Origin of the sequence: Vibrio sp. ED004, from assembly GCF_023206395.1 — a bacterium.
Classification (GTDB): domain Bacteria; phylum Pseudomonadota; class Gammaproteobacteria; order Enterobacterales; family Vibrionaceae; genus Vibrio.
The window spans coordinates 792,080-814,238 of the sequence record NZ_CP066150.1; the positions used below are offsets into that span (position 1 = coordinate 792,080).

Below are 22,159 nucleotides of genomic sequence, written 5' to 3' on the forward strand. Positions count from 1 at the left end.
AAGAAAAAGCCGTAGTCATCATAACGACTGCGGCTTTTTCGTTTTTAAATGTGGGATTCTTTTAGGTGGTTAATAGCCATTGAGCATGAACTTCATTGAGGCTTTGAACCTATTTTTTTGTTCGTTCGTTAGAACATTGTATATCTTGTTTTTCAAACGCATGTCATCCATAGCAATAGCTTTCTCTTCTGCTTGGACTGAATCAATGATGGCTTCAAGTTCCGACTCATCAAAGTCTGGTTGCGTTACGATGCGTATTTGCTGTCTTTTAACCTCTAGCGCACGATCAATGTCAGCGGGAGAGCGGTTTGATTGATACTCGTCTACTAAACGGAATATTTCAGCTTGTTGCTCTGCCGTTAAGTCCATCGAAGCTATGACCATCTGGATCGGGTTGAGTGCTGGCATTGAGTGTTGTGTATTTGATGCGAATGCAAGGGGAGCCATAAGTAGTGCTGATGCACTTAAAGCACAAAACGATCGTTTTAGTAATTTCATGAGTTCATCCTCTTAATGAACTTTCGATTATAAAAGTTCAAATTGAAATCAAAATGATTTACCTTTCTGATTTTGTAACTAAGTGTTTGTTTATCTGATTAGTTCTTTGAAATTTTCGATGACTTATCACCTTGGGAGGTAGGTTAATTCGAGAAGAATGAAGGCTCGCTATAGACCTTGGTCTTACAGAAACATCGAACAAAGGTGACTAGAATGATTTGAGTTGCTCACCGTTTTATCAAGGATTACACAAATGGAAGTTGGATTGTTCTGGGCTGAAAAAGGGATGCTAGTGCTTGGCGCACTGTTTGTTTTGACGAGCATGATGCAGTACGGAAGACGCAGTAGCGATTGGAAAGGCGTAATTACGATGTTCTACAAGCGTATCCCAATGAATATTGCGGAATACAAATGGTACCGACTCGGTATCGCGTTATTGGTTTTTGCCGTGATTATCCGTTTCGCCTTGCTGATTCTATGGCCTACCTACCAGTTCTAGCTTTTTTGTATTTGCTCTGATGTATAAGATACCTGGCATTCGCTCTCACGTGTTGGATATATAGAAGCGAAAAATGCATGAATAAACCGAGCCTTAATAAACTCACTTATTGAGGCTATTATTTAATAAAATAGTGCTAATACTCAATAATGTTGAGTTGCTATTGTCTTTGTAGCATATTGTTTTTCATAAAGAATAATGCGAGATAATAGCTTACCTACTTGTTTCATCATTCTTACTAATAATCTACACATAAATCCATTCACTCCGTACCTGATACCATAATGATCTGTTACACTCGTCCGAATTAGCTTTAATTTGTCGGTGGTGCATTTATGTCGTTCCCAGTTCTTATATGTGATGATTCTGCGTTAGCAAGGAAGCAGATGGCTCGATCACTGCCTAGTTCTCTAAATGCAGATATAACTTTTGCTGTTCATGGGCTTAATGCACTTGAAGAGTTAGCTCAAAACCAGTTCAAACTGATGTTCCTCGACCTCACCATGCCGGAATTAGATGGCTATGGCACATTGGAAGAAATGCAACGTTTAGGTGATACCACGCCTGTTGTGGTGGTTTCTGGTGATATCCAACCAAAAGCGCAGCAGAAGGTCATGGACCTTGGTGCCAAAGCGTTTTTGCAAAAGCCGATTGATAAAGAAGCGTTAAAAGCCATTTTACGTGAGCATGTTGAGCCGCCAAAACAGCCTCAACTCATTACGCCTTCACCTTTAGAACTCCCAATACTTCGCCGACGTGATATCTACATGGAAGTCGCGAACGTTGCGATAGGCCGTGCAGCCGATGCATTGGCGCGCCACTTTAATGTATTTGTGCACTTACCATTGCCTAACGTGAACATCTTCGAAGTGAGTGAATTGCACATGGCACTTCGTGACCTAGCAGACAACGACCAAGTATCGGGTGTTTGCCAAGGCTTCAGCGGAGAAGGTATCGCAGGTGAAGCATTAGTATTATTGAGCGACTCCAGCGTGAGCGATCTTAAGAAGCTCATGAAGGTGCCAACCGAAAGCGAACAGCTTGAAGAACTAGAACTGCTGATGGATGTGTCGAATATCCTAGTCGGCTCATTCTTGAATGGGCTAGGGGAGCAATCTGAGGTTCGCTTCTTCCAGAGTTCTCCTGTTCTGCTAGGGCAACACATCTCGATTGATTCTGTGATTGAGAATACCAGTGGCTCGTTCAAGAAGACCATGACCTTCGAAGTCAGCTATAACATTGATGGCACTTCCATCCGTTGTGACCTTCTGTTTATGTTCGTTGACGAATCTTTGCCTCTTCTAGACAACAAATTGGCCTACCTAATGGAGGAATTTTAATATGCTGAATCTTCCTGCTGAATTTGAACAGTTCCACTGGATGGTGGACATGGTTCAAAACGTCGATATGGGGTTGGTGGTCATTAATCGTGACTTTCAGGTACAAGTTTGGAATGGCTTCATGACGCACCATAGCGGTAAGCAATCGCATGATGCTATTGGTAAGTCTATCTTTGAACTGTTCCCTGAGATTCCTGAAGAGTGGTTTAGGCTCAAAACTAAGCCCGTTTATGATTTAGGCTGTCGTAGCTTCATTACATGGCAACAAAGGCCTTATCTGTTTAAGTGTCGTAACGTTAGGCCTGTAACTCAACAAGCCGATTTCATGTATCAGAACGTGACGCTAAACCCAATGCGCTCGCCAACAGGCCAAGTCACTTCATTGTTCCTGTCTATTCAGGATGCAACGGCAGAAGCGCTGATGTCTCAAAAGAGCTAACCCATCTTGCGATGACTAAATAGCTTTAGAAGAGCAATCCAAACATCGAATAAAAATGGCTAAGGTGAATCACCTTAGCCATTTTTTTGTTTGCCCAGCGAAGCTGGCAAACCCGTTAGGTTGAAAGAAACCTGAATCACCCCGACTGAGGGGAAGATAATCCGAATCGCAAGGGCGTTGCTGGCTAACGGCAGGGTCTGAAGGAAGCGATAGGAAGTTAACAGTACACAACGCAAGTAAACCTGCTTCGGCAGTATAGGTGGGTAAGCGTCCGAAATAGCGCGAAGCCCTATACTCAGTCAGACCTATGCTGTGCTTGAGGGTGGCATTGTTAACAGGGAGCCAGTGCAGTAACTGGGAAGCCTGACACCACATCCAAAAGTCTGGAAGCACAAACTCGAAGCGAAAGCTAAGAGCTGTGTTGGTGCGAGGTGGCAGATGAATCCGTAGTAGTGAGTAAGGCTAAGCCCGAGAAGCCCAGTAATGGTGTGGAGGAGAAAACTTAGCTGACCATCAGCATCAAGTCTGATGGAGCACTGAAATGCCAAAAGCACTCAGTGCTGCGAAGGGAGGAAGTACACTTTAAGTCTGTGATGAACAGATGTTTTTTTTTTTCAGTGATACCCAAACCGAATCGCTATCGGGGTATTCCTAGTTTGGTTGATTGTGGAAGCAAGATACTGAGCTAAGAAACCGTATAGGGGAGTAACTCTGACACACTTCAGTAAATTGCCATTGAGCTAGAAGGCTGAATAGCAGAGAGAAATAACACCCACACTGGACATGAAACACTTGTCCCCACACAGCACACAACCCAAGGAGAGAAAGTGCGAGTTTATTACAGTTTATATGGTCATCTGCTCAACAAAGAGAGGCTGTATAAAGGGTTTAAAAAGGTAAAGAAAGCGAAAGGCGCGGCTGGAATAGATGAGCAGAGCCTGAGCGACTACGCCGAAAATCTGAGTGATAACCTCGATCAACTCCTCTCTGAACTCAAAACCAAGCAATACAAACCTCAGCCAGTCAAACGAGTAGAGATACCCAAAGAAGACGGAGGGTACGATTGCTTGGGATCCCAACCGTTAGGGACAGAGTTGTCCAACAAGCACTCAATGATATCCTCACCCCCATCTTCGAAGAGCAATTTCACCCATCAAGTTTTGGGTATAGACCGAATCGAAGTTGTCACGATGCAATCAACAAATCCACGATGTTTATCCGCCGATACGGATTACAGCACGTCGTAGATATGGACTTGTCGAAGTGCTTTGACAAACTCGACCATGAGTTGATCCTCAAAGAGCATCAGAAGGCGAGTCACAGATAGCAGCGTGTTAGAGCTGATAAAACAGTTTCTGAAAAGTGGCGTGATGATAGACGGTAGTTGGCAGGAGACAGAGCTAGGAAGTCCACAAGGTGGTGTTATCAGTCCTTTGATTGCCAATATCTACCTTGATGCGTTCGATCAGGAAATGCGAAAGCGTGACCATAGGCTCGTTCGTTATGCGGATGACATACTCATCTTTTGTCGTAGCAAGGCAGGAGCAGAGAATGCCCTTGCACAAGCGACGAAGATCCTAGAAGGAGAGCTTAAACTCACAGTGAATCAGACGAAATCACATATAGCGCACAGCCGTGATGGCGTGAAGTTCTTAGGTGTAGAAATCGGGAGTCAATTTACCCGCATTCAAACTAAGAAACTGAAAGGGTTCAAAAGTAAGTTAAAGCGACTGACAAAGCGAGGGTGCGGTAAGCCACTTGAGCAAGTCATAAAAGCTTTAAACCCAGTGTTAAGAGGGTTCAGTCAATACTTCAGGATCACCAATAGCAGCAGAGAGTTCTCAAGGTTAGCAGGGTGGCTACGAAGAAGACTTCGTAGTATCCAGTTGAAACTTTGGAAGAAGCCTCAACGGTTACACCGAAGGTTAAAACAGTTAGGTATAAGCCGCCGTTCCAACATATCTCAATGACAAGTTGGGTCAGTGCAGCGAGTCCCCTATCAAGCTATGCGATGCCAAATCAATGGTTTAATGACCAAGGGTTGGTAAATCTTGGAACAATAAGGACAGGGCATGTGTTCAGCCAATATGCTGAATGGAAGTGTGCATGAGCCGTATACGAGGTCCGTACGTACGGTTCTGTGAGAGGGATGAGGCGGTAACGCCTCACCCTACTCGATGCTTTCTATTCTTGAATTGACCTTAAAGTCTTCGATCTTTTTCGTCTGCTCACTACAAATCTCCACCATTTACTCTGTTTTTCAGCTCAGCGAACTCTCTTTGTTCGAGCCTCATTGCTCTAGAATCTAGGTTGAATGAACTACCAGGTGATGAAGAAGCATAATTTCAGTTATTGGTGGTTTATAAATTTCGTTGTTTTAGGTGGCTTTTAATAGAGGGCGAACTTTGAATTTTCGAAACCAAATGCACCTTGCCTTTAAGAAAGAGCGAATTGAGGTGTATTTTTCATACTTGATGCTAACCAACAGCAAGATGAGTTTGCCGAATTTGGTCGAAAACAGAAAAAATTTGGAAAAAAATCGAATTTATTTAAGAAAAAAGGCATTTTTTTGTTGGAGAAAAGTGTGATTTTTATGTGATCTCGAGGCACTTTCTTCACATATTTGCTTAATGAAGGCGATAATGTGTGAAAAAGAGAGGAAAACGATTGCGCAATAAACCGACAGCGTTTGCGTGATTGGTTCGCTAAGTTATTAATTAGTAAGAATTTAGTAGGGAAGTGTTACTTGGGAGGTTTTACCAGATATGGAATCTTCGAGAGGATAGCATAAAAAAAAATGAAATATCAGACTTGCTGTTACTAAATCACGACCTATAATGCTGAAAACCGGAGCGTCTGCCAACGCTCCGGTTTTTTTGTGTCCGAAGAAAAGTAAACTCGTCTGCCAACGGTTTTACTACGCATTTCGCGAGAGACACATAATTTTATGAATCAAGGAAAACACCATGCGTATCGAACAAGAACTTAAGTTAGGTTTCAAAGATGTACTCTTCCGTCCGAAGCGTTCTACCCTTAAAAGCCGTTCTCAAGTTGAATTAACCCGCGATTTTACATTCAAGCATAGCGGTCGTCAATGGTCTGGTACTCCAGTAATTGCAGCTAACATGGATTCGGTAGCAAGCTTTGAAATGGCAGCTGCTCTAGCAGAGCACGGTGTAATGACTGCAGTACACAAGCACTACACAGTAGAGCAGTGGGCTGAGTTCGCTAAAACAGCAGACAAGAAAACACTGAACAACGTATTTGTATCAACAGGTACATCTGAAGCCGAGTTTGAGAAGACTAAGCAAATCATGGCACTTAGCGAAGACTTCGTATTTATCTGTATTGATATCGCTAACGGCTACTCAGAGCACCTAGTTGAGTACGTACAAAAAGTACGTGCAGAATTCCCGAACAAAGTTATCTCTGCTGGTAACGTTGTAACAGGTGACATGGTTGAAGAGCTAATCCTAGCGGGCGCAGACATCGTTAAGGTTGGTATCGGCCCTGGTTCGGTTTGTACTACTCGTGTTAAAACAGGTGTAGGTTACCCTCAACTTTCTGCAATCATCGAGTGTGGCGACGCGGCACACGGCCTTGGCGGCATGATCATCGGTGACGGTGGCTGTTCATGTGCGGGTGACGTATCTAAAGCGTTCGGTGGCGGTGCTGACTTCGTAATGCTAGGCGGCATGCTAGCAGGTCACTCTGAGTCAGGCGGTGAAGTAGTAGAGCAAGACGGTAAGCAATACATGAAGTTCTACGGCATGTCTTCTCAGTCGGCTATGGACAAGCACTCAGGTGGTGTTGCTAAGTACCGTGCTGCGGAAGGTAAAACTGTTTTACTTCCGTTCCGTGGTTCAGTTCACAACACAATTTCTGACATCCTTGGTGGTGTACGTTCAACTTGTACATACGTAGGCGCAGCGAAGCTTAAAGAGCTAACTAAGCGTACAACTTTCATCCGTGTACAAGAGCAAGAGAACAACGTATTCGGTAAAGAGTAATTTGAACGAGTTCGAATAGTGTTGAAACATCCATAAATTGATATTTACAACCATATATTGATTTTTGGTACAGCCATAATTTGATATTGCCTCTTCATGGTCTAAACTTGTGTAAGTTTACGACAAAATCGTGAAGAGGCAATATTATGTCTGCTCTACCTTTCCTTTCTATAGCCACCCTGCTTGAACTTGAAACTGCGTTTGACACTCCTGCTAGAAACTTAACTAAATCACGTGGAAAAAACATACACCGTTACGTCAGTGCTAAGATGGGAAAAAGAGTCACGGTAGAATCTTTTTTAGAATGTGCCGCTTGTTATCATTTTGATTTCGAACCTAGTATCGTTCGCTTTTGTTCTCAACCGATAAGGTTTTCATACAGCCTAAATGGTAAGACCCATACTTATGTTCCAGACTTTCTAGTTCAATTTGATACTGGTGAATATAGGTTGTACGAGGTAAAGTCCGACAAGGAAAGTTCAAAAGAGGAATTTCATTGTGAATGGGAAGCAAAAGTTCAAGGTGCGTTTGAGATAGGGTTAGATCTAGAGCTGGTTGTAGAGGAAGAAATACTGGATGTGGTCATATTTAACAACCTTAAGCTTTTGCATAGATATGCCTCAAGAGATAACTTGAACGACTTCCATCAAATTCTCCTTACTACTTTGAAACGGAATGGTACGCAAACAGCAAAGAGTTTAGGGCACCACCTTGGCTTAAATGGAAGAAAAATATTACCATTCCTGTGTGATTTACTCTCTCGAAACCTCCTCCAGACGAGCTTAAAGACCCCACTATCACTTGAGTCTGAATTTGAATTGGGTTGTTATGCCTAAGAAATCATTTTCAAGTTTTCATAGGAAGTCAGCACTTCAGCAAGAAAAACTTGAGCAGAATGATAGAGTCGTTGATTCCAACGATGTCGATGAAGCAACATATCAAGATATATCCGCATTTCCTGAAAATATAGCCAATCAGATTACTTTTCGTCTAAGCATTCTTCGTTTTTTAGCTGGTAAGTGCGAAAAAATCACTCCCAAGACAATCGAACCATATCGCGTCGCACTGCAACAGTTACACGACAAAAATATTCCAAGTGCGATATCAATATACAGGTGGTGGTTAGTTTTCAGAGCCTCCGGTTATAACCCGGTTAGTTTAGCTCCTGACTTTAAAAGTAGAGGAAATAGGGGGGCTAAAGTTTCACCAATTGTTGATTCGATAATAGAACAAGCAGTTGAAAGAGTTATTTCTGGTCGAAAGATCAATATCAGCTCGGCACACAGGCGAGTTAAGCGTAAAGTTCGACAATATAACTTAACGCACGGTACAAAGTATCCATACCCTAAATACGAGTCTGTAAGAATACGGGTTAAAAAGAAGACTCCCTTCGAAGTATTAGCAGCAAAGAAAGGCGAACGAGTTGCTAAAAGAGAATTCCGCCGTATGGGAAAGAAGATAACAACCTCGGCCGTATTAGAGCGGGTGGAAATAGACCATACAATGGTTGATATATTTGCGGTACACCCAGTACATCGAGTTACTTTAGGAAGACCTTGGCTCACGCAGTTAGTAGATTGTTATAGTAAAGCCGTAATTGGTTTTTATTTAGGTTTTGAGCCACCCAGTTACGTATCGGTATCGTTAGCCCTAAAAAATGCAATACAACGCAAAGATGACTTATTGTCTTCATATGAATCAATTGAAAATGAATGGCTATGTTACGGTATCCCTGACTTGCTCGTAACTGATAATGGTAAAGAATTTTTGTCTAAAGCCTTTGATAAAGCATGTGAGTCACTGTTGATCAATGTTCATCAAAACAGAGTCGAAGTGCCTGACAATAAGCCTGATGTCGAACGTAAATACGGGACGATCAATACTTCTCTATTAGACGATTTACCAGGGAAAGCTTTTAGTCAATACCTTCAGAGAGAGGGTTATGATTCAGTGGGTGAAGCTACTCTTACACTAGATGAAATTCAAGAAATTTACTTAATTTGGTTAGTAGATATTTATCATAAAGACTCTAACCAGAGAGGCACTAATTGTCCGAATATCGCTTGGCGAAATGGGTGCCAAGAATGGGAGCCTGAAGAGTTTTCTGGTTCTAAAGATGAGTTGGACTTTAAATTCGCTATTGTTGATAGCAAACAACTAACCAAAGCAGGTGTAACCGTCTACAAAGGACTGACATACAGCAGTGAACGTTTAGCTGGGTACAGAGGTAAGAAAGGGAATCATAAAGTGCAGTTCAAATATAATACAGAGTGTATGGCGGTCATTTGGGTGTTAGATGAAGATGTGAACGAATACTTCACGGTTAATGCTATAGATTATGAATATGCTAGTGGAGTCTCTCTGTGGCAGCATAAATACAATATTAAGTATCTAGCAGAATATGACGAAGATAAGGAAATCGATGCAGAGATCAAAATTGAAGAAATTGCTGATCGTTCAATTCTTGAAACAAAGAAAATTAGATCTCGGAGGCGTGGAGCTAGGCATCAGGAAAATAGCGCAAGAGCAAAGAGCATCAGCAATACTAAGCTAGTCCCACCCCAGAAAGACGAAGAAGAAATTGTAATTGTAGATAATGAAGATTGGGATATTGGTTATGTTTGAGAAATCATTAGATGAATGAAACTCGAGAAGCGCGCATCTCAAAAGCCAAAAGAGCATTTGTATCAACGCCGAGTGTTACGAAAATTTTGGGCTATATGGATAGATGTAGGGATTTGTCAGATTTTGAATCCGAGCCAACTTGTATGATGGTCTTTGGTGCATCGGGAGTAGGCAAGACGACGGTTATCAAAAAATATTTAAGTCAAAATAATCGTGATTCTAAAGTGCGAGGAGAGATAGTTCCTGTTCTGCATATCGAATTACCAGACAATGCGAAGCCTATTGATGCAGCAAGAGAGTTGTTGCTTGAAATGGGTGACCCATTAGCGCTTTATGATACTGATCTGGCGAGGTTGACGAAAAAACTGACTGACTTGATACCTTTGGTTGGTGTTAAGTTGATCATTATTGATGAATTTCAGCACTTAGTTGAAGAGAGGTCAAATCGCATTCTTACACAAGTAGGCAATTGGCTCAAAATGATACTCAATAGAACGAAGTGCCCAATTGTTCTTTTTGGTATGCCGTATTCTAAGGTTGTATTGAAAGCAAACTCACAACTGCATGGACGATTCTCAATTCAGTGTGAACTCCACCCATTTAGCTATCAGGGTGGTGAAGGTGTATTCAAAAAATTTCTGGAAAATCTTGATAAATTATTACCTTTTGTCAAAGAGGCTGGGTTAGCAGAGAAAAACCTTCAGAAAAAACTATATGCTTTTTCTGAAGGTAATATGCGTTCGCTGAGAAACCTCATCTATCAAGCATCGGTTAATGCCATTGATAATCATCGGGCCACGATTATTTATGAAGATCTAGTTGTTGCTGCTGAGCTCACATGTAGTAACAAGACCTACACATGGAAAAACCCTTTTGAAAACGGAGTCAAGGTGACGGAGGAAATGTTGCGTCCTCCACCAAAGGATATTGGATGGGAGGATTATCTGAAAAACATTAATTCAAGATCAAAAAGTAAGCTTAATGGTGGGAACATGTTTGAGTAATGTAATGGTGTTCACAACACTACTTAAGGAGCGTTGTCCTTATTTTCTGGGCAAAACCTACTACAAAAGGTCACGAAAACACTCCGTGCTCTAAACGACCGATTAAACTAATTACGACTTGAGTGTCTTCAGTTGTTGAAAGCATGTCAATTGGCCGTTTGTTACTTAGTCCTCTAACTGGGTGTTTAAGCCAGTAATGAGTAGCTTCTTCACTTCCAAACAGCGCTAGTGCTTCCTGAAATACTCTATCAAAATTCTTTTTCGTTTCTTTATTCACCTTAAACTCCACCTAAATGGATGTAGTAAGTGTAATACATAATACTACGTTAAGAAAAGTAGGCCAAATAATGATTAGGCGAACTGATAAATAACAATGGTCTAAACAAGAAGTGGCCAAAAGTCAGATTGTGGAGGGTTGATTCGCTGAAAATTCGACGTGTCACTTATAAGATTTAACCACACTGGATCAAAGATATTGGAAAGCTTCAATTACTCGTTGTTTAAAGCTTGTCAGTGTTAGGTCCGCGATCTCGGCAGAATTGCTTTCCGATTCTGTGCTACCACTCTGATCAATTCGTCCAGAGAAATTGATGGAGACAGTATCGGTATTGTCTCCATTATCACTAAGGGGGAGATTTGAATTTGTAGCTATGTGTTCTAGTGCTTGATTTGGTTTTTTCTGAGGCCTCCTCAAATAACGACAGCTATCTGGAATATCTCGTTCAACTTCTTCTGCAAATTCGATGAGTTTTGGGGCGGCAAAAGTATATAGCCATGCTTCTTGGTTCGGGCATGAAGTCATACGGAGTATACGACCAAGGATTTGGCGAAAGTAGAGTTCGGTCTTTATGTTGCTCAGATGGCAACATACTTGGAGTCTCGGAATATCTGTGCCCTCACTGACCATACCAACACTCACAATCCACTCGGTGTAGTCGGTTCTAAATTGTTTAATTCTGACTTGGGAGTCATCATTTTTGTTTTCAGCCCTAAACCACCTACTTCAGTAGGTGGTTATCATTCAGTTTGGCTTTGCCTGTAGTTCTACCCATGTTAAATGCTCCCTTGATTTTTAGCGAAGTCAAAGAGGACAAATAACATGAGCAGATATAATCAAGCTTCCCACGTATTTTGGAGATGTCAATATCACATAGTGTGGACACCAAAGTATCGATTTAGGATTTTGAAAAACAATGTAGGTAAAGAAGTTTATCGATGTATAAACGTTTACTGTAATCAACTTGGATGTGAAGTCGTTGAATTAAACGTTCAAGTTGACCACGTGCACTTGGTAGTAAAAGTTCCGCCTAAGTTATCGATATCCAAGTTGATGGGCGTATTGAAAGGCAAAATAGCTTTAAAACTCTTTAGTAAATTTCCATATTTAAGGAGAAACAAACTCTGGGGTAACCACTTTTGGCAAAGGGGCTATTTTGTCGATAGCGTAGGGGTTAATGAAGAAATCATTCGACGCTATGTAAGACATCAAGAGAAAAAAGAGCGCGTGGAGCAGCAGCAATTGGCGTTGGACTAAACAAAGGCCCCCTTTTAGGGGGCTCACATAAAGCCACCTTCTTTAGAAGGTGGTAATTTACATGTGACTATCGTGGTTGTTTGATTGAATGTATTTTTGAGTAGTGAAGCTATTTCTATGGCGTGATTGACAGATGTAGCTACGATTAAGCCTCCGGCATATGGGGATTGACTTCGAATTTTCTTCAAGCGATTAACGGCTGTTCCCAAAACATGAATCAAAGCAGGTTTGTTGTTGAGAATAGTAGAGTAGTTAATTTCACTCTCAGATATAAGCTCATTGAATGAGTTGAATGATTCAATATAATTATCTAACTTAATCGTGGATTTATCACAATCAATAAGCGTAATCGTTGGTTTACGGCAAACGCCGTCTTGGACAGCTTGCGCTAGTGTGTATTGATAATCACATACAATCGTCCCCTCAGGATCGCTGTATGACGAGAGTACAACGGGGGTCAAATTTGAACGCCAAGGTGTACCAGTTAAAGCGAGTGTATAAGTGGCTACTTTCTTAATCTTGCATAGAATCAGTTGGCCCCAGACATTGCTGTTCTCATTATTATCACCACCGCAGTGATGTATTTCATCAAAAACACAAAGTACACGATATTTTAAAAGCCTATTCCAGAACTTGTCATCTAGGTGTGTTATTGATTGGTAAGTGATAGATGTACCTAGAGAGCCAAACTTTCCATCCATTTCATCTTGTAGTGTTTCGGAGAAGTTACTTTGTATACTCGATGACACAGTCTTTGATGGAGAAAAGCAGATAACGAAATCGATCATAGAGCGTTCAAATAAGCCTTTAGCTAGATTGGCGGCCATAAATGTTTTGCCTGCACCTGGTGTGGCTTGTGCTAAAAAATGTTTGCTTCCTTGAATGTAGTGGGCCATTGCGTTTCCAATACACTCTGATTGCCAACGCCTTAACATTCTTTTTTACCACCAGTATTTTGATTAATTAGAGATATAGTGTTTGTCCACACATTCAATTGAGCCATTAGCTTTGCCGACTTGTTAGTTGCTTCTTGGTAACTCGGTTGTATGAATGGTTGTAAGGAATTGAAGCGTCGCATAAGGCTTTGGTATTCATCAATCTCAGCAAGAGTTACTGTGAGCTGCGCAGTTATGTCTTGTCGTTCAACCTCTAATTGGGCTTTTGCTATATTTAATTCGGATATTTTTAGTCCCTGTTCTTTTGCTATGACCTTTTTGCGTCTAGGAACAATGTTAAATTGCGTTGAATCAAAATTATCTGATTTTGAAAACGTTCTGTTTCGACCCTCCCCCGTTGCCTGTAATACACCTAACGAGAGAAGTCGCTCCAATGACCTCGCTACAAAAAGTCGAGCAACGCTACTGTTCTCATACTGGTCAGATTCTTTTTGAATCGAACTTCTAATCTCAATAATGCTGAACTGGTTTGAATTGCATCGATTAATTGCATCGATTAATTGCATCAAAGATATCTTGATTAATTTTTACTTTTGAACTCATTGTTGAATCTATTTGTGAATTTTTGCGGTTTATAGTCCGTGGTAATAAATACATCAAGAGGCGATAGTTTTTGTTTTTTAGAGTCGTTTTAAATGAAAGACTTAGCAAAGCGCTTTGGGGCCAAATTACGCGGGAAACGCAGGGACCAGAAGGTTTCTCAAGACCAACTAGCTTTGTTGGCTGATATCGATCGAAGTTATATTGGCAGGATTGAGCGTGGGGAAGTAAACATCACACTCGAAAAAGCCTATCAGTTGGCTCAAGTTCTTGAGTGTGATGTGAGAGATTTGCTGCCTTAAGGTACCAGTTCTTAAAGTATCTACTTATTCAGCAGTAAACTGTTATTGAACGCGAATGAAAGTGGTCCGTTTGTTATCAACTACTTTACAGTAGAGTTGAGGATTATAGTCCTCAATGATTTCTAAAGCAAACCACAAGGTAGTGGTTTGAGATTTGAAGCAACAGCAATTGATATTGAATTGTCTCCTACCTATTCGGCAGTTCACTGTTACTAATTAAATAATAGTATATATTTATCAATCAGTTAATAGATTTAGTGTCAATTAACCCTATTTTTATCACAGTGATAAAGTTTTTATAATTCAATGACTTAAAATTGTCGATAAAAATAGGGTCAAATTAGGGGGACGGGTTGAGATGTGTTTTCAGTATTCGCAAGACCATAGCTGCTAAATAGTGCATCTCCGTCTAAGCGAGCTTCTTTGAATATTCTTATATTGAGTCGAAAACTACCGCCACGACTTTTACTGTCTTCCTTAAGCGAGTGGTAGTGATGGAGTGCAACAACTTCATGTTGTTTGAATGAGGATAAGTCAAATTCTTCCCCTCTTGCTTCAGCGCGCTTTTTTAATCTTTTCGCTTTCCTAGCTTGTCCAGCAGGTGTTGCTTTGTCTATCGACTGGCAACGCTTAAATGAAACATACTCGCAGCCGTCAGGGACAACCTTTGTATTTGATATATCAAAATAGTGCAGCTCTTTCATTTGGGTGAAGTAGTGCTGTTTGAGTCGCAAATCGAGTTCGATTTTATTTGTGCTCACAAAAGAAATTTTATTTCCGATGGTATCGTCACTCCAAAGAGGAAATGAAACGCCAATATTTCTTGTTTCATACTCATAGTTAAAGCCATGAAGAATCCGAAGGCACTTAGCGGCTAATGATTCATTGTTACAACGCGCTGGCAGAAAAGTAATCGTTTTGTAGTACCACTTCATACTTAATCCCCCTTATGTTGGAACATTCCACCCTTGATGATGTTTGCGACCAAAAAATGCAGGTCGTTTATGGTCTCTTGATTTGGTTTATCTGAAGACGTTAGTGCTTCAATATAAGACTCTGTTTGCTTAAGGATAGAAAAGAAATCTTTTTGCGTAGAAGGGTGACGGTAGCAAGTGACATCTTCTTTATGAACCCCAAACCGACCGACACGTAGTGCCTCAGTTGCATCGGGGTACCAGTCGTCTATGGTCGCAATGGCGGCACCAGTTTTATAAATACCCAATATTGGGCTCCGTTCACCGTCAACCGTTGTGCTTTGAAAAATTCGTCCCTTGCTTTGTTTCTTTGATTTATTAGTGTTGTTACTTTCATTTTCGGTGAATGCTTGGCTCGGAAAAATCTCTTTATTAGTCGGTAATTGCAAGGTGGCTTTCACTTCAAATATGGCCAAACCATTAGAGTGAGAAAAAGCATTTCTGGTCATTTGAGCAATAGCTTCCCAATCTTTATGGTTCTCAAAGTCATTTCTTTCTAGGTAGTTAGCCTTTATGTCTTGAAATTTGACAGCACCTCCCGCCCAGGGCCAAGGGGTTAACTCTATATCCCAGCAATAGGCTTTTTTAGTATTTTTCCACAGCCATGAGCCATTACATATATTGACTAGATATCGAGAAACCAATTCATTCCAACCAATATTTTCTTCATACGCTTTGATTAGCTGCATTAGTGTGTGTTTAACCGTAGACGAATTACACTTGTAAGGTTTGCGTAGCTCAGAAGAAAAAGAGACCGAAAAGTAGCATTCAATGTGGCTCGCACCGAAAGGAGCATGACAAAAATCGACTTGATGTGGGTTACCTTGAGCCAGTTTTTCAGCGGTTGCACTCTCTTTGGTCCGCCCCGACGGCTCATAAGCTAAGGCTGCGGTTTCCATTTGTCCTAGTACAGTACGAGAAGTGTAGGTTAAGGGGGTCTTTCGCCCATCTGGCCACACAACTACAAAGCACACATCAGAAGGATCAATAGAACGTTCATAGGCTAGGTTAGTCGGTAGTTCCATGATAGGTACTCCTTGGCTGCACAGAAAGGTAGTTTTGATAGCGCTTGTGATGCCACAAAATAGTAGTTGTGTCGGTGTTTTGATCAAAAGTGATTGGCTCAATCAGACCAATGATGCACTCAGAAAAAGCATGTTTATAACCTCGAAGAGAGTTAGGTTTGTCGGTCGGCTCTTCAAGAAAATGATACCCAACACAGCTTGGGGTTAATTTTCGGTTCTCTTTAACTTCCGATAAAATATCACTCATGTTTTCGATAGGTTCAGTATGCATCGATAGCCATTTGCCGGTTTTCTGAGGAAAGGATTGAATCGTCTTTTCTAACGTTGAAAATGACCGGATGTATTTGAAATCTGCAATGGCTATTTTAGCGGAACCTCTGGCAAACCGCCTCGGCAGAGCTCGAACAATCGCACTTTCATCAACGCTCAAGCTACGATTAAACCTAATCACCAAACTAAAGACCAAATCACACTGCCAGTCATCGTGTGTAGCGGGTGGCGATATGGTGTGGTTTGCTTTTTGTATATATTCTTTTGTTAAACCGCGTTTTTCAACGTGTAGTTGATGGACACAGATGGCAAACGAATCAATTGTGAGCGTAGGAAAAGACTCATTTAAGTTACGTTCAAACGCGTGAGTAAACCCCAAGAAAGCAGTGAGTGATGGAAGACCGACCGTGATAGGTGAACTCAACGCGCTTGCTCCACAAACTCTTATATTTGGAATCGCAAAGAATGAATCCTTTTTTTCACTGCCGCTAACGTTAGTTGAATCGGATCTACGTTCGTTGAGTTCACGCTTTATAAGCCCAAGTAGGAGTTTGGTCATACTCGGTTCGTAAGCAAAACACTTAGCTAATTTGATGCGGGATAGATCATGGTTTAGATGTTGGACAAGAGTATTCACATCCATGGTCCTGTCCTGTATAGGCAACCAAGCCTTAACCATCTCTTGTATCTCGTTTTTGACTGTTCTGCGGTAAGCCACTCGCTTGTTTTTTGGCATTAAATATTGAGTATGCGTTTGGTACTGTGTTAACGATTGAATATGACTTGAGGTCAACCAAGATTTTCCAATGTTTATCTGATAATGATGTGTAAGGGAAAAGTTAGGGACAGTTTTCAACATCTTCAAAGCACCACCACATGTCATAGGTAATACTCCCATGTTAGTACTGCGGCTGTAACGGGTTAACGCTGTATAGCGATACTCATTTTCTAGCGCTTGATAACAGTGACTTTGCATCGATTGAGAAGCCACTGGCGAGAGTGAAATATAAGAACTGTCGTTATCAGGCAAAGATAGTTGAGTTAAGTAATTTGGAGCGAGACTGACGTTAATCGTTGTTTGAGAAATCTGAGCCAATTGTTTAGCGATAGCCTTACGTGTTTTCTGGTAGCAGCCAAGCGTATTGAGTTTTTGCCACAACGGGTGTTCTACATCTTTAAGTAAATCCCCAAGGCATGAAATCACACAATTCCAACTAAATTCATTGGTTAATAAGGCGCTTTTGTTAACATCACTCGAATCATGGCTGTACGCCCAGTGGTGTGGTTTTAATTTAGAAGATGAGAGTAAAAATTCAGGTAACTGCCCCAAAGGAGTCGCGCGAATAACACCTTCAGAGTGTATGTCTGGAAATTTTAGGTTGTGGCTTTGTCTATACTCAACCGTTTTTAGACAGCGAGCCCACCATTTTTCATCTCGAAGTTTTTGCTTGCATTTGACTCGGTCTAGCAGGTCTTTCTGATCATCTGTCTTATCGGTTAAATTGACTAATATCGTCAGTGCATCAAGTCTTTGCCATCAATCGCAATATGCGGTGTGAGTGGACGAAATGCGCGCTTTAGTGCTGTTTTTAAGTCGTCAGGATTTGATGCGATTAGCTTTTTCAGAATTTGCACTTACCACCTCGATACATAGAACGAGCGGTTAAACTCATCAGTTTGAAATTCGGCTAACCAAAGGCAGAAGATATCGCCGAAATAAAATAGGTAATCGTTAACTTCTAGGGGCGTGTTTGGCTTAGTTTTGCGATTTGGCTTTAAGATGCGCTGTTCTACCATTGAAGCTACCTCATCCATACTGCAATTAAGGAATACAGCAGCCTCTAAAGAGTTCATGCGCAGGTTAGCGATCAGACCGTTGCTATCCCATAAATGCATCTCTGTATGCCGTAGAAGCTCTCCTAGAACGATATTGTGCTGCAGGTTGCGTTCTGGTAATCGAATGGAACTAAAAAATATCCGCCCCATAAGATCTTTTACCCGAAATTCTTTTCTTCCAACAATTGCGTGATCTAGGTTGAATTCGATTTCGCTATCAATCATAGAATGAAACGAGCTAGGCCAATTCGAGAAAAATTGGGTGAATAATAGATGGTCGAACTTATTGTCATTAAGATGGACCCACCAATGAACCAACCCCCAACGGTAGCTTTTGGGGACGTCAGGTAGATTTTTAGACTCATTACCGGCGAGCCAATTTGCAACAGTGAATACTGCCTCATGACTCACCTCTGAACTCTTTATGGCTATAGGTTCTTTGCAATTACTGCAATTTCCTTTCAACCCCGACTCTCGGTAGTCAAATTCAGCGCCACAGCTACAGCTGTTGACTAAGGGCACATCATGAATGTGGCAGTGATCGTAACCCTCGAAATGCCAAAGGTAAGAAGCGTAGCCATTTTGTTGTAAACACAATGGGCAGCAGGGGGTGGATTTAGTTCGAAGTAAACTACGAGGAAAAACTTCAGAGCCTCGTATCACAGCACTGGTAGATGGAGAGTATTTTAAATTTGTTCTGTTTATTGCTAACCCAAGTAGTTCAGTAGGCTCATTAAACGTCAATTGCGCAAGTTTCAGTAATGAGGCAGTACGGGCACTGGAACTGCTTTTGGCCGAGCAGGGGTTAATCTTTGTGATATCGGTTGGAAAGGTTTGATAGCCGTTATGGTCAATGTCTTGTAGGAAGCGTTTGGTCGCTTCTAGGAAACGATGGACATCACCATATCCATTGTTGTTGGCCACACGGATAAAGAAGCTTTCTAGTGATTCATCTTTGCATGGTGTTGGACGCTGAAGAAACATAATTAAACTACAGGCTCCTTAAATACCCATAGTATTAATTTAGTCTATTGAACTATAAGAAAAAGGTTCTATTTCAATTCTGTGGGTAGCTTCTCATCCCTAGCTAATAGAGGTTGTAGTGTAATTAGGTTTAAACACGTTTTTGCCCCAAAACCTGTTAGATCAAATACTCTACAAATATTAGAGGCGTGCGTTTTCCCTAAATCGGCTCATGCCTAGAGTTCTAACTTTGTCCCCCTCCCCAAAAAATTTTCTAACCCACTAGAGACTGATCTTCAATGACAGCTACACACGAATACGTTGTTTAAGTGTTTATAAGCTATTGAATATCTGTGATAACGTGCCTTGAATAGGAAGCAATGTGTGTTTGCACGGTTTTCACCTGAAAAGTCGGATTTATAATGTATTATATGATTGTTTTCAGTTGGTTAGACAAGGCGTTTGGGATATGCTGAAAGTATAAATTCGTGCCTGCAAGATGTTAAGCAACTACTCTGAGTGAGGTGAAAATGATTAGATATGTTGACCCATTATCCTGTACGTCTTTGTTCATTGAACCTTGTTTTAATGAAATAGGATTATCAGTTGCCACAGGTTTTTTACTTAAATATTGTGAAGATACATACCTAATTACTAATTGGCATGTAGTGTCTGGAAAAGACGCTGATTCACTGGAGTGTTTAGATAAAAAACATTTAGCGATTCCAAATAATTTGATGGTTTCATTTCATAAAAAAGGTTCCTTAGGCGAATGGGTTAAAAAACGAATTGACCTATTAGATGATAATGAAGAACCTCTATGGCTAGAGCACCCTTTAGGTAGTGAAGTTGATGTTGTTGCAATAAAGTTAGATGAAACTGATGATATTGAAATATATACATTAGATTTCGAGTTAAAAGACAAAGATATGGTGCCAGTAACAGCCATGCCTGTATCAGTAATTGGCTATCCATTTGGATTGTCAGCTGGTGCTAATTGGCCAATATGGAAAACGGGAAACATCGCTTCTGACCATGGTATAGATTTTGAAGTAAATCGACCTGCATTTTTAATTGATGCCACGACTCGTGCTGGCATGTCTGGCTCTCCGGTTGTTCTTCGGGCTGATAGTTATCAAACATCGAATGGCAATTTTGCAATGGCAGGTGGTATTCAGACTCGTTTTCTTGGCGTCTATGCTGGCCGGATTCATGGTCAATCAGAAATTGGTAGAGTTTGGCGTCCATTTGTAATAGAAGAAATCATAGAGAGCCGACTTTCATTTAACGATGAATCTATGCGTTTTCCTCCTTCTCGAATTGCAAAATGCCCTTGTAATAGAGGCTTACGATTCAAGGAGTGTTGTGGAAAAGTTGCTTAACAAGGCAATTAAACGGACTAAAACAGTTGGTTAGGTTCCGCTTCGCTCCACATTGTAACCAACTTTTTAGTCCGCTTATTGCGGCGTTATGCTTCACAAACAAGGTAGATATGAAGAATATAGATTATCCAGTCGGAGCTGCTTTTATCGCATTAGTGCTTACTTGTTTTGGTGCAGGATTCTTCTTTGGTTCTAGTAAGATAGGAGAAGCATTAAGTGGTTTAATACTCTCCATATTTTCAAGTTATGTTTTTTTCTTTTTGACGGTAACTCTTAAAGATCGCTCCGAGAAAAAGAAAATAATGAACATTATTCATCCTAAACTTGAACGCATGGTCTCAAGCATGGATGTCGCTATTCATAATTCAATCTTGTTTCCAAACCAATCTTGTCGACCGATGCCTAATGCAAATAAACTTACGGTTGAAGACTTGGAAAACTTGATAGAGGTGGACGCTCTAAATATATCGTTGAAAGGGTTTAGGTCTTTTTATTATCAATATGATGTAAAAGCAGAAACGTATATAGATCAATTGATTCTGGATACTACATTGCCATTTGAGTCTCAATTGGAAGATATTAAACCTTACTACTACATGCTTGAGCATGACATTGTCAAAATTCTTACAGACATTGAGAACTCACCATACTTGAAATTCTCAGGTCACCGCCTGAAATATGACAAGTCTTTTGTTTTTGATAAGCAAATATTTATAGATTACTGGCTGCTAGTAAAGACATTAGAGACGTATGTTAAGGTCAAGTGGCATTGAGTGAAGCATAACGAATAAGGATTAAGGTGTTGCGTAGCCAACACTAAATCCCGAGTGTTGAACAAGCCCGAAGCCACTTTATTAAGTAAATTATTCGATGATCGTCTAGGGGCATTGCGACTCGAACTAGTCTATTCACACATGGCACCAGGTTAGTGACTTTCCATACTTGTAGTTATTCATGAATTGCTAATTTAGCAAAACCACTGACACGGAAATGTCCAGAACCTTCTTAGGCTGAACTTTCCCCGTGTGTGGTTAGGTGATCGTGAATAATCACAAATTTGTACCAAATTCAGCAAATTCATTGTTTTTACTTATCATTTTGGCTCGTTAATTGCTTGTCTTACTAAAAAACATAGAAGCGGCAAAGAGATACCATGTTATTGATAAGAAAACTCTTAGGAATTCAAACAAAAGAAGAAAAACATCTAGCTTTAAAGGCGAGATTGGATTTTGCAATGAGTCAGACCGTAGCAAGGTGAGATGCTTGATGTGACCCTGTACTGAGCCGCCATGCCCGTAAGGCAATTTAATTTGGAAGAGGTGGTGTGTTGAGTGGTTGGGGTGTTGTATAAAATGTTACAAGGATAAGTTATGGAAGAATATTGGAATCCGATGGTTCCCGAGTTATCAGTAAGTAACTTTGAAGAATCACTTTCTTTTTACGTGGATGTGCTTGGGTTCTCTGTAAGAATTAAGCGAGAAAATCCCGATTTTGTTTATCTTGAACAAGAGCAAGTTCAGATCATGCTAGAAGAAATCACGGACTCAGGTTGGGTCACAGGTGAGTTAGTTGCTCCGCTAGGCCGTGGGGTTAATTTTCAAATTGAGCTTTCAGACTTAGAACCTTTAATCGAAAGGCTAAAAAAGGCTAACGTACATTTCTTCCGAGACTTAAAGGAAACATGGTACGACATTGGTGAAAAGTTGTCTGGTGAGCGAGAGTTTTTAATACAGGATCTAGACGGTTATCTATTAAGGTTTACCCAGCATCTTGGAGAAAAAGAGAAACTATAAACGACTGTTATAAAATGTTTATGCCTGTTCGCGTTTGGTACTTATAGTATTACCGCTGGTTTGCATGGGTAACTAGTAGTAACCCGCATCATATAAATTAGAGACACTGAGTTAATTAAGGTTGCTATATTTTTGCAAATGCTCGGGTTCCCCTCGAAACTTATTTATG

20 protein-coding genes and 1 pseudogene are annotated in these 22,159 nt (G+C 40.8%); 13 read left to right on the forward strand and 8 right to left on the reverse strand.

Translation table 11 applies throughout. The annotated features are described in order from the left end of the window. Positions 1 to 69: 69 nt before the first annotated feature. Complete coding sequence (locus tag ITG10_RS20985) at positions 70 to 498, reverse strand: Spy/CpxP family protein refolding chaperone (RefSeq protein WP_017630836.1); 429 nt, start codon at positions 496 to 498, stop codon at positions 70 to 72. 253 nt (positions 499 to 751) lie between these two features. On the opposite strand from ITG10_RS20985, the gene ITG10_RS20990 reads away from it, so the two are divergent. The 8 genes and pseudogenes from ITG10_RS20990 (at position 752) to ITG10_RS21030 (ending at position 10,415) form a co-directional block, all read left to right on the forward strand. After that, on the forward strand, positions 752 to 997 hold the full coding sequence (locus ITG10_RS20990; RefSeq protein ID WP_017630837.1) for a hypothetical protein: 246 nt from the start codon (positions 752 to 754) through the stop codon (positions 995 to 997). A gap of 335 nt (positions 998 to 1,332) precedes the next feature. After that, on the forward strand, positions 1,333 to 2,337 hold the full coding sequence (locus ITG10_RS20995; protein WP_010430576.1) for a response regulator: 1,005 nt from the start codon (positions 1,333 to 1,335) through the stop codon (positions 2,335 to 2,337). A 1-nt stretch (position 2,338) separates the two neighbouring features. Further along, positions 2,339 to 2,776 (forward strand): PAS domain-containing protein, encoded by a 438-nt coding sequence (locus ITG10_RS21000; protein ID WP_017630838.1) that lies wholly within the window; start codon positions 2,339 to 2,341, stop codon positions 2,774 to 2,776. Between the two features lie 827 nt (positions 2,777 to 3,603). Next, positions 3,604 to 4,886, forward strand: a pseudogene (ltrA, locus tag ITG10_RS26520) (group II intron reverse transcriptase/maturase). Between the two features lie 856 nt (positions 4,887 to 5,742). After that, the gene (locus ITG10_RS21015) at positions 5,743 to 6,786 is read left to right on the forward strand and encodes a GMP reductase (RefSeq protein ID WP_048659894.1); all 1,044 of its coding nucleotides are present in this window, start codon (positions 5,743 to 5,745) and stop codon (positions 6,784 to 6,786) included. A 146-nt stretch (positions 6,787 to 6,932) separates the two neighbouring features. Continuing rightward, the gene (locus tag ITG10_RS21020) at positions 6,933 to 7,622 is read left to right on the forward strand and encodes a Tn7 transposase TnsA N-terminal domain-containing protein (protein WP_248387121.1); all 690 of its coding nucleotides are present in this window, start codon (positions 6,933 to 6,935) and stop codon (positions 7,620 to 7,622) included. Continuing rightward, on the forward strand, positions 7,615 to 9,411 hold the full coding sequence (locus tag ITG10_RS21025; protein WP_017631551.1) for a DDE-type integrase/transposase/recombinase: 1,797 nt from the start codon (positions 7,615 to 7,617) through the stop codon (positions 9,409 to 9,411). The genes ITG10_RS21020 and ITG10_RS21025 overlap by 8 nt, the downstream gene beginning before the upstream one ends. An 11-nt stretch (positions 9,412 to 9,422) precedes the next feature. Beyond that, positions 9,423 to 10,415, forward strand: coding sequence for a TniB family NTP-binding protein (locus ITG10_RS21030; RefSeq protein ID WP_248387122.1), 993 nt, complete (start codon positions 9,423 to 9,425; stop codon positions 10,413 to 10,415). Positions 10,416 to 10,485: 70 nt separating this feature from the next. Here ITG10_RS21030 and ITG10_RS21035 read toward each other — a convergent pair whose 3' ends face one another. After that, complete coding sequence (locus ITG10_RS21035) at positions 10,486 to 10,692, reverse strand: antitoxin Xre/MbcA/ParS toxin-binding domain-containing protein (RefSeq protein WP_086712132.1); 207 nt, start codon at positions 10,690 to 10,692, stop codon at positions 10,486 to 10,488. Positions 10,693 to 11,514: 822 nt separating this feature from the next. Here ITG10_RS21035 and tnpA point away from each other — a divergent pair. Beyond that, positions 11,515 to 11,949, forward strand: coding sequence for an IS200/IS605 family transposase (tnpA, locus tag ITG10_RS21040; RefSeq protein WP_017633274.1), 435 nt, complete (start codon positions 11,515 to 11,517; stop codon positions 11,947 to 11,949). Positions 11,950 to 11,972: 23 nt separating this feature from the next. Here tnpA and ITG10_RS21045 read toward each other — a convergent pair whose 3' ends face one another. Together ITG10_RS21045 and ITG10_RS21050 are read right to left on the reverse strand one after the other, a co-directional pair. Next, the gene (locus ITG10_RS21045; RefSeq protein WP_248387124.1) at positions 11,973 to 12,845 is read right to left on the reverse strand and encodes a DEAD/DEAH box helicase family protein; all 873 of its coding nucleotides are present in this window, start codon (positions 12,843 to 12,845) and stop codon (positions 11,973 to 11,975) included. Between the two features lie 32 nt (positions 12,846 to 12,877). Beyond that, positions 12,878 to 13,411, reverse strand: coding sequence for a hypothetical protein (locus ITG10_RS21050; protein WP_017631275.1), 534 nt, complete (start codon positions 13,409 to 13,411; stop codon positions 12,878 to 12,880). Between the two features lie 129 nt (positions 13,412 to 13,540). Here ITG10_RS21050 and ITG10_RS21055 point away from each other — a divergent pair, with 129 nt between their 5' ends. Beyond that, complete coding sequence (locus tag ITG10_RS21055; protein WP_017631276.1) at positions 13,541 to 13,747, forward strand: helix-turn-helix transcriptional regulator; 207 nt, start codon at positions 13,541 to 13,543, stop codon at positions 13,745 to 13,747. A 335-nt stretch (positions 13,748 to 14,082) separates the two neighbouring features. Here ITG10_RS21055 and cas6f read toward each other — a convergent pair whose 3' ends face one another. The 4 genes from cas6f to ITG10_RS21075 form a co-directional block, all read right to left on the reverse strand. Next, positions 14,083 to 14,682, reverse strand: coding sequence for a type I-F CRISPR-associated endoribonuclease Cas6/Csy4 (gene cas6f, locus ITG10_RS21060; protein ID WP_248387126.1), 600 nt, complete (start codon positions 14,680 to 14,682; stop codon positions 14,083 to 14,085). Between the two features lie 2 nt (positions 14,683 to 14,684). Then, positions 14,685 to 15,746 (reverse strand): type I-F CRISPR-associated protein Csy3, encoded by a 1,062-nt coding sequence (gene csy3, locus ITG10_RS21065; protein WP_017631278.1) that lies wholly within the window; start codon positions 15,744 to 15,746, stop codon positions 14,685 to 14,687. Continuing rightward, positions 15,730 to 17,346, reverse strand: a complete 1,617-nt coding sequence (locus ITG10_RS21070) for a type I-F CRISPR-associated protein Csy2 (RefSeq protein WP_241430326.1) — start codon at positions 17,344 to 17,346, stop codon at positions 15,730 to 15,732. Before ITG10_RS21070 ends, csy3 begins: the two co-directional genes overlap by 17 nt. A 305-nt stretch (positions 17,347 to 17,651) precedes the next feature. Beyond that, positions 17,652 to 18,836, reverse strand: a complete 1,185-nt coding sequence (locus ITG10_RS21075) for a TniQ family protein (protein ID WP_248387128.1) — start codon at positions 18,834 to 18,836, stop codon at positions 17,652 to 17,654. A gap of 509 nt (positions 18,837 to 19,345) precedes the next feature. Here ITG10_RS21075 and ITG10_RS21080 point away from each other — a divergent pair. The 3 genes from ITG10_RS21080 (at position 19,346) to ITG10_RS21090 (ending at position 21,990) form a co-directional block, all read left to right on the forward strand. Further along, on the forward strand, positions 19,346 to 20,197 hold the full coding sequence (locus ITG10_RS21080; RefSeq protein WP_248387130.1) for a trypsin-like peptidase domain-containing protein: 852 nt from the start codon (positions 19,346 to 19,348) through the stop codon (positions 20,195 to 20,197). Positions 20,198 to 20,307: 110 nt separating this feature from the next. After that, positions 20,308 to 20,970: a hypothetical protein gene (locus ITG10_RS21085; RefSeq protein ID WP_248387132.1), complete on the forward strand. Its 663-nt coding sequence runs from the start codon at positions 20,308 to 20,310 to the stop codon at positions 20,968 to 20,970. Positions 20,971 to 21,567: 597 nt separating this feature from the next. After that, complete coding sequence (locus ITG10_RS21090) at positions 21,568 to 21,990, forward strand: VOC family protein (protein WP_016766815.1); 423 nt, start codon at positions 21,568 to 21,570, stop codon at positions 21,988 to 21,990. Positions 21,991 to 22,159: the final 169 nt, after the last annotated feature.

Excerpts from the sequence above, each read along its gene's own strand:
- ITG10_RS20985 (WP_017630836.1), bottom strand. The coding sequence starts at position 498 with ATGAAATTACTAAAACGATCGTTTTGTGCTTTAAGTGCATCAGCACTA.
- ITG10_RS20990 (WP_017630837.1), top strand. The coding sequence starts at position 752 with ATGGAAGTTGGATTGTTCTGGGCTGAAAAAGGGATGCTAGTGCTTGGC.
- ITG10_RS20995 (WP_010430576.1), top strand. The coding sequence starts at position 1,333 with ATGTCGTTCCCAGTTCTTATATGTGATGATTCTGCGTTAGCAAGGAAG.
- ITG10_RS21000 (WP_017630838.1), top strand. The coding sequence starts at position 2,339 with ATGCTGAATCTTCCTGCTGAATTTGAACAGTTCCACTGGATGGTGGAC.
- ITG10_RS21015 (WP_048659894.1), top strand. The coding sequence starts at position 5,743 with ATGCGTATCGAACAAGAACTTAAGTTAGGTTTCAAAGATGTACTCTTC.
- ITG10_RS21020 (WP_248387121.1), top strand. The coding sequence starts at position 6,933 with ATGTCTGCTCTACCTTTCCTTTCTATAGCCACCCTGCTTGAACTTGAA.
- ITG10_RS21025 (WP_017631551.1), top strand. The coding sequence starts at position 7,615 with ATGCCTAAGAAATCATTTTCAAGTTTTCATAGGAAGTCAGCACTTCAG.
- ITG10_RS21030 (WP_248387122.1), top strand. The coding sequence starts at position 9,423 with ATGAATGAAACTCGAGAAGCGCGCATCTCAAAAGCCAAAAGAGCATTT.
- tnpA (WP_017633274.1), top strand. The coding sequence starts at position 11,515 with ATGAGCAGATATAATCAAGCTTCCCACGTATTTTGGAGATGTCAATAT.
- ITG10_RS21045 (WP_248387124.1), bottom strand. The coding sequence starts at position 12,845 with ATGGCCCACTACATTCAAGGAAGCAAACATTTTTTAGCACAAGCCACA.
- ITG10_RS21050 (WP_017631275.1), bottom strand. The coding sequence starts at position 13,411 with ATGCAATTAATCGATGCAATTAATCGATGCAATTCAAACCAGTTCAGC.
- ITG10_RS21055 (WP_017631276.1), top strand. The coding sequence starts at position 13,541 with ATGAAAGACTTAGCAAAGCGCTTTGGGGCCAAATTACGCGGGAAACGC.
- cas6f (WP_248387126.1), bottom strand. The coding sequence starts at position 14,682 with ATGAAGTGGTACTACAAAACGATTACTTTTCTGCCAGCGCGTTGTAAC.
- csy3 (WP_017631278.1), bottom strand. The coding sequence starts at position 15,746 with ATGGAACTACCGACTAACCTAGCCTATGAACGTTCTATTGATCCTTCT.
- ITG10_RS21075 (WP_248387128.1), bottom strand. The coding sequence starts at position 18,836 with ATGTTTCTTCAGCGTCCAACACCATGCAAAGATGAATCACTAGAAAGC.
- ITG10_RS21080 (WP_248387130.1), top strand. The coding sequence starts at position 19,346 with ATGATTAGATATGTTGACCCATTATCCTGTACGTCTTTGTTCATTGAA.
- ITG10_RS21085 (WP_248387132.1), top strand. The coding sequence starts at position 20,308 with ATGAAGAATATAGATTATCCAGTCGGAGCTGCTTTTATCGCATTAGTG.
- ITG10_RS21090 (WP_016766815.1), top strand. The coding sequence starts at position 21,568 with ATGGAAGAATATTGGAATCCGATGGTTCCCGAGTTATCAGTAAGTAAC.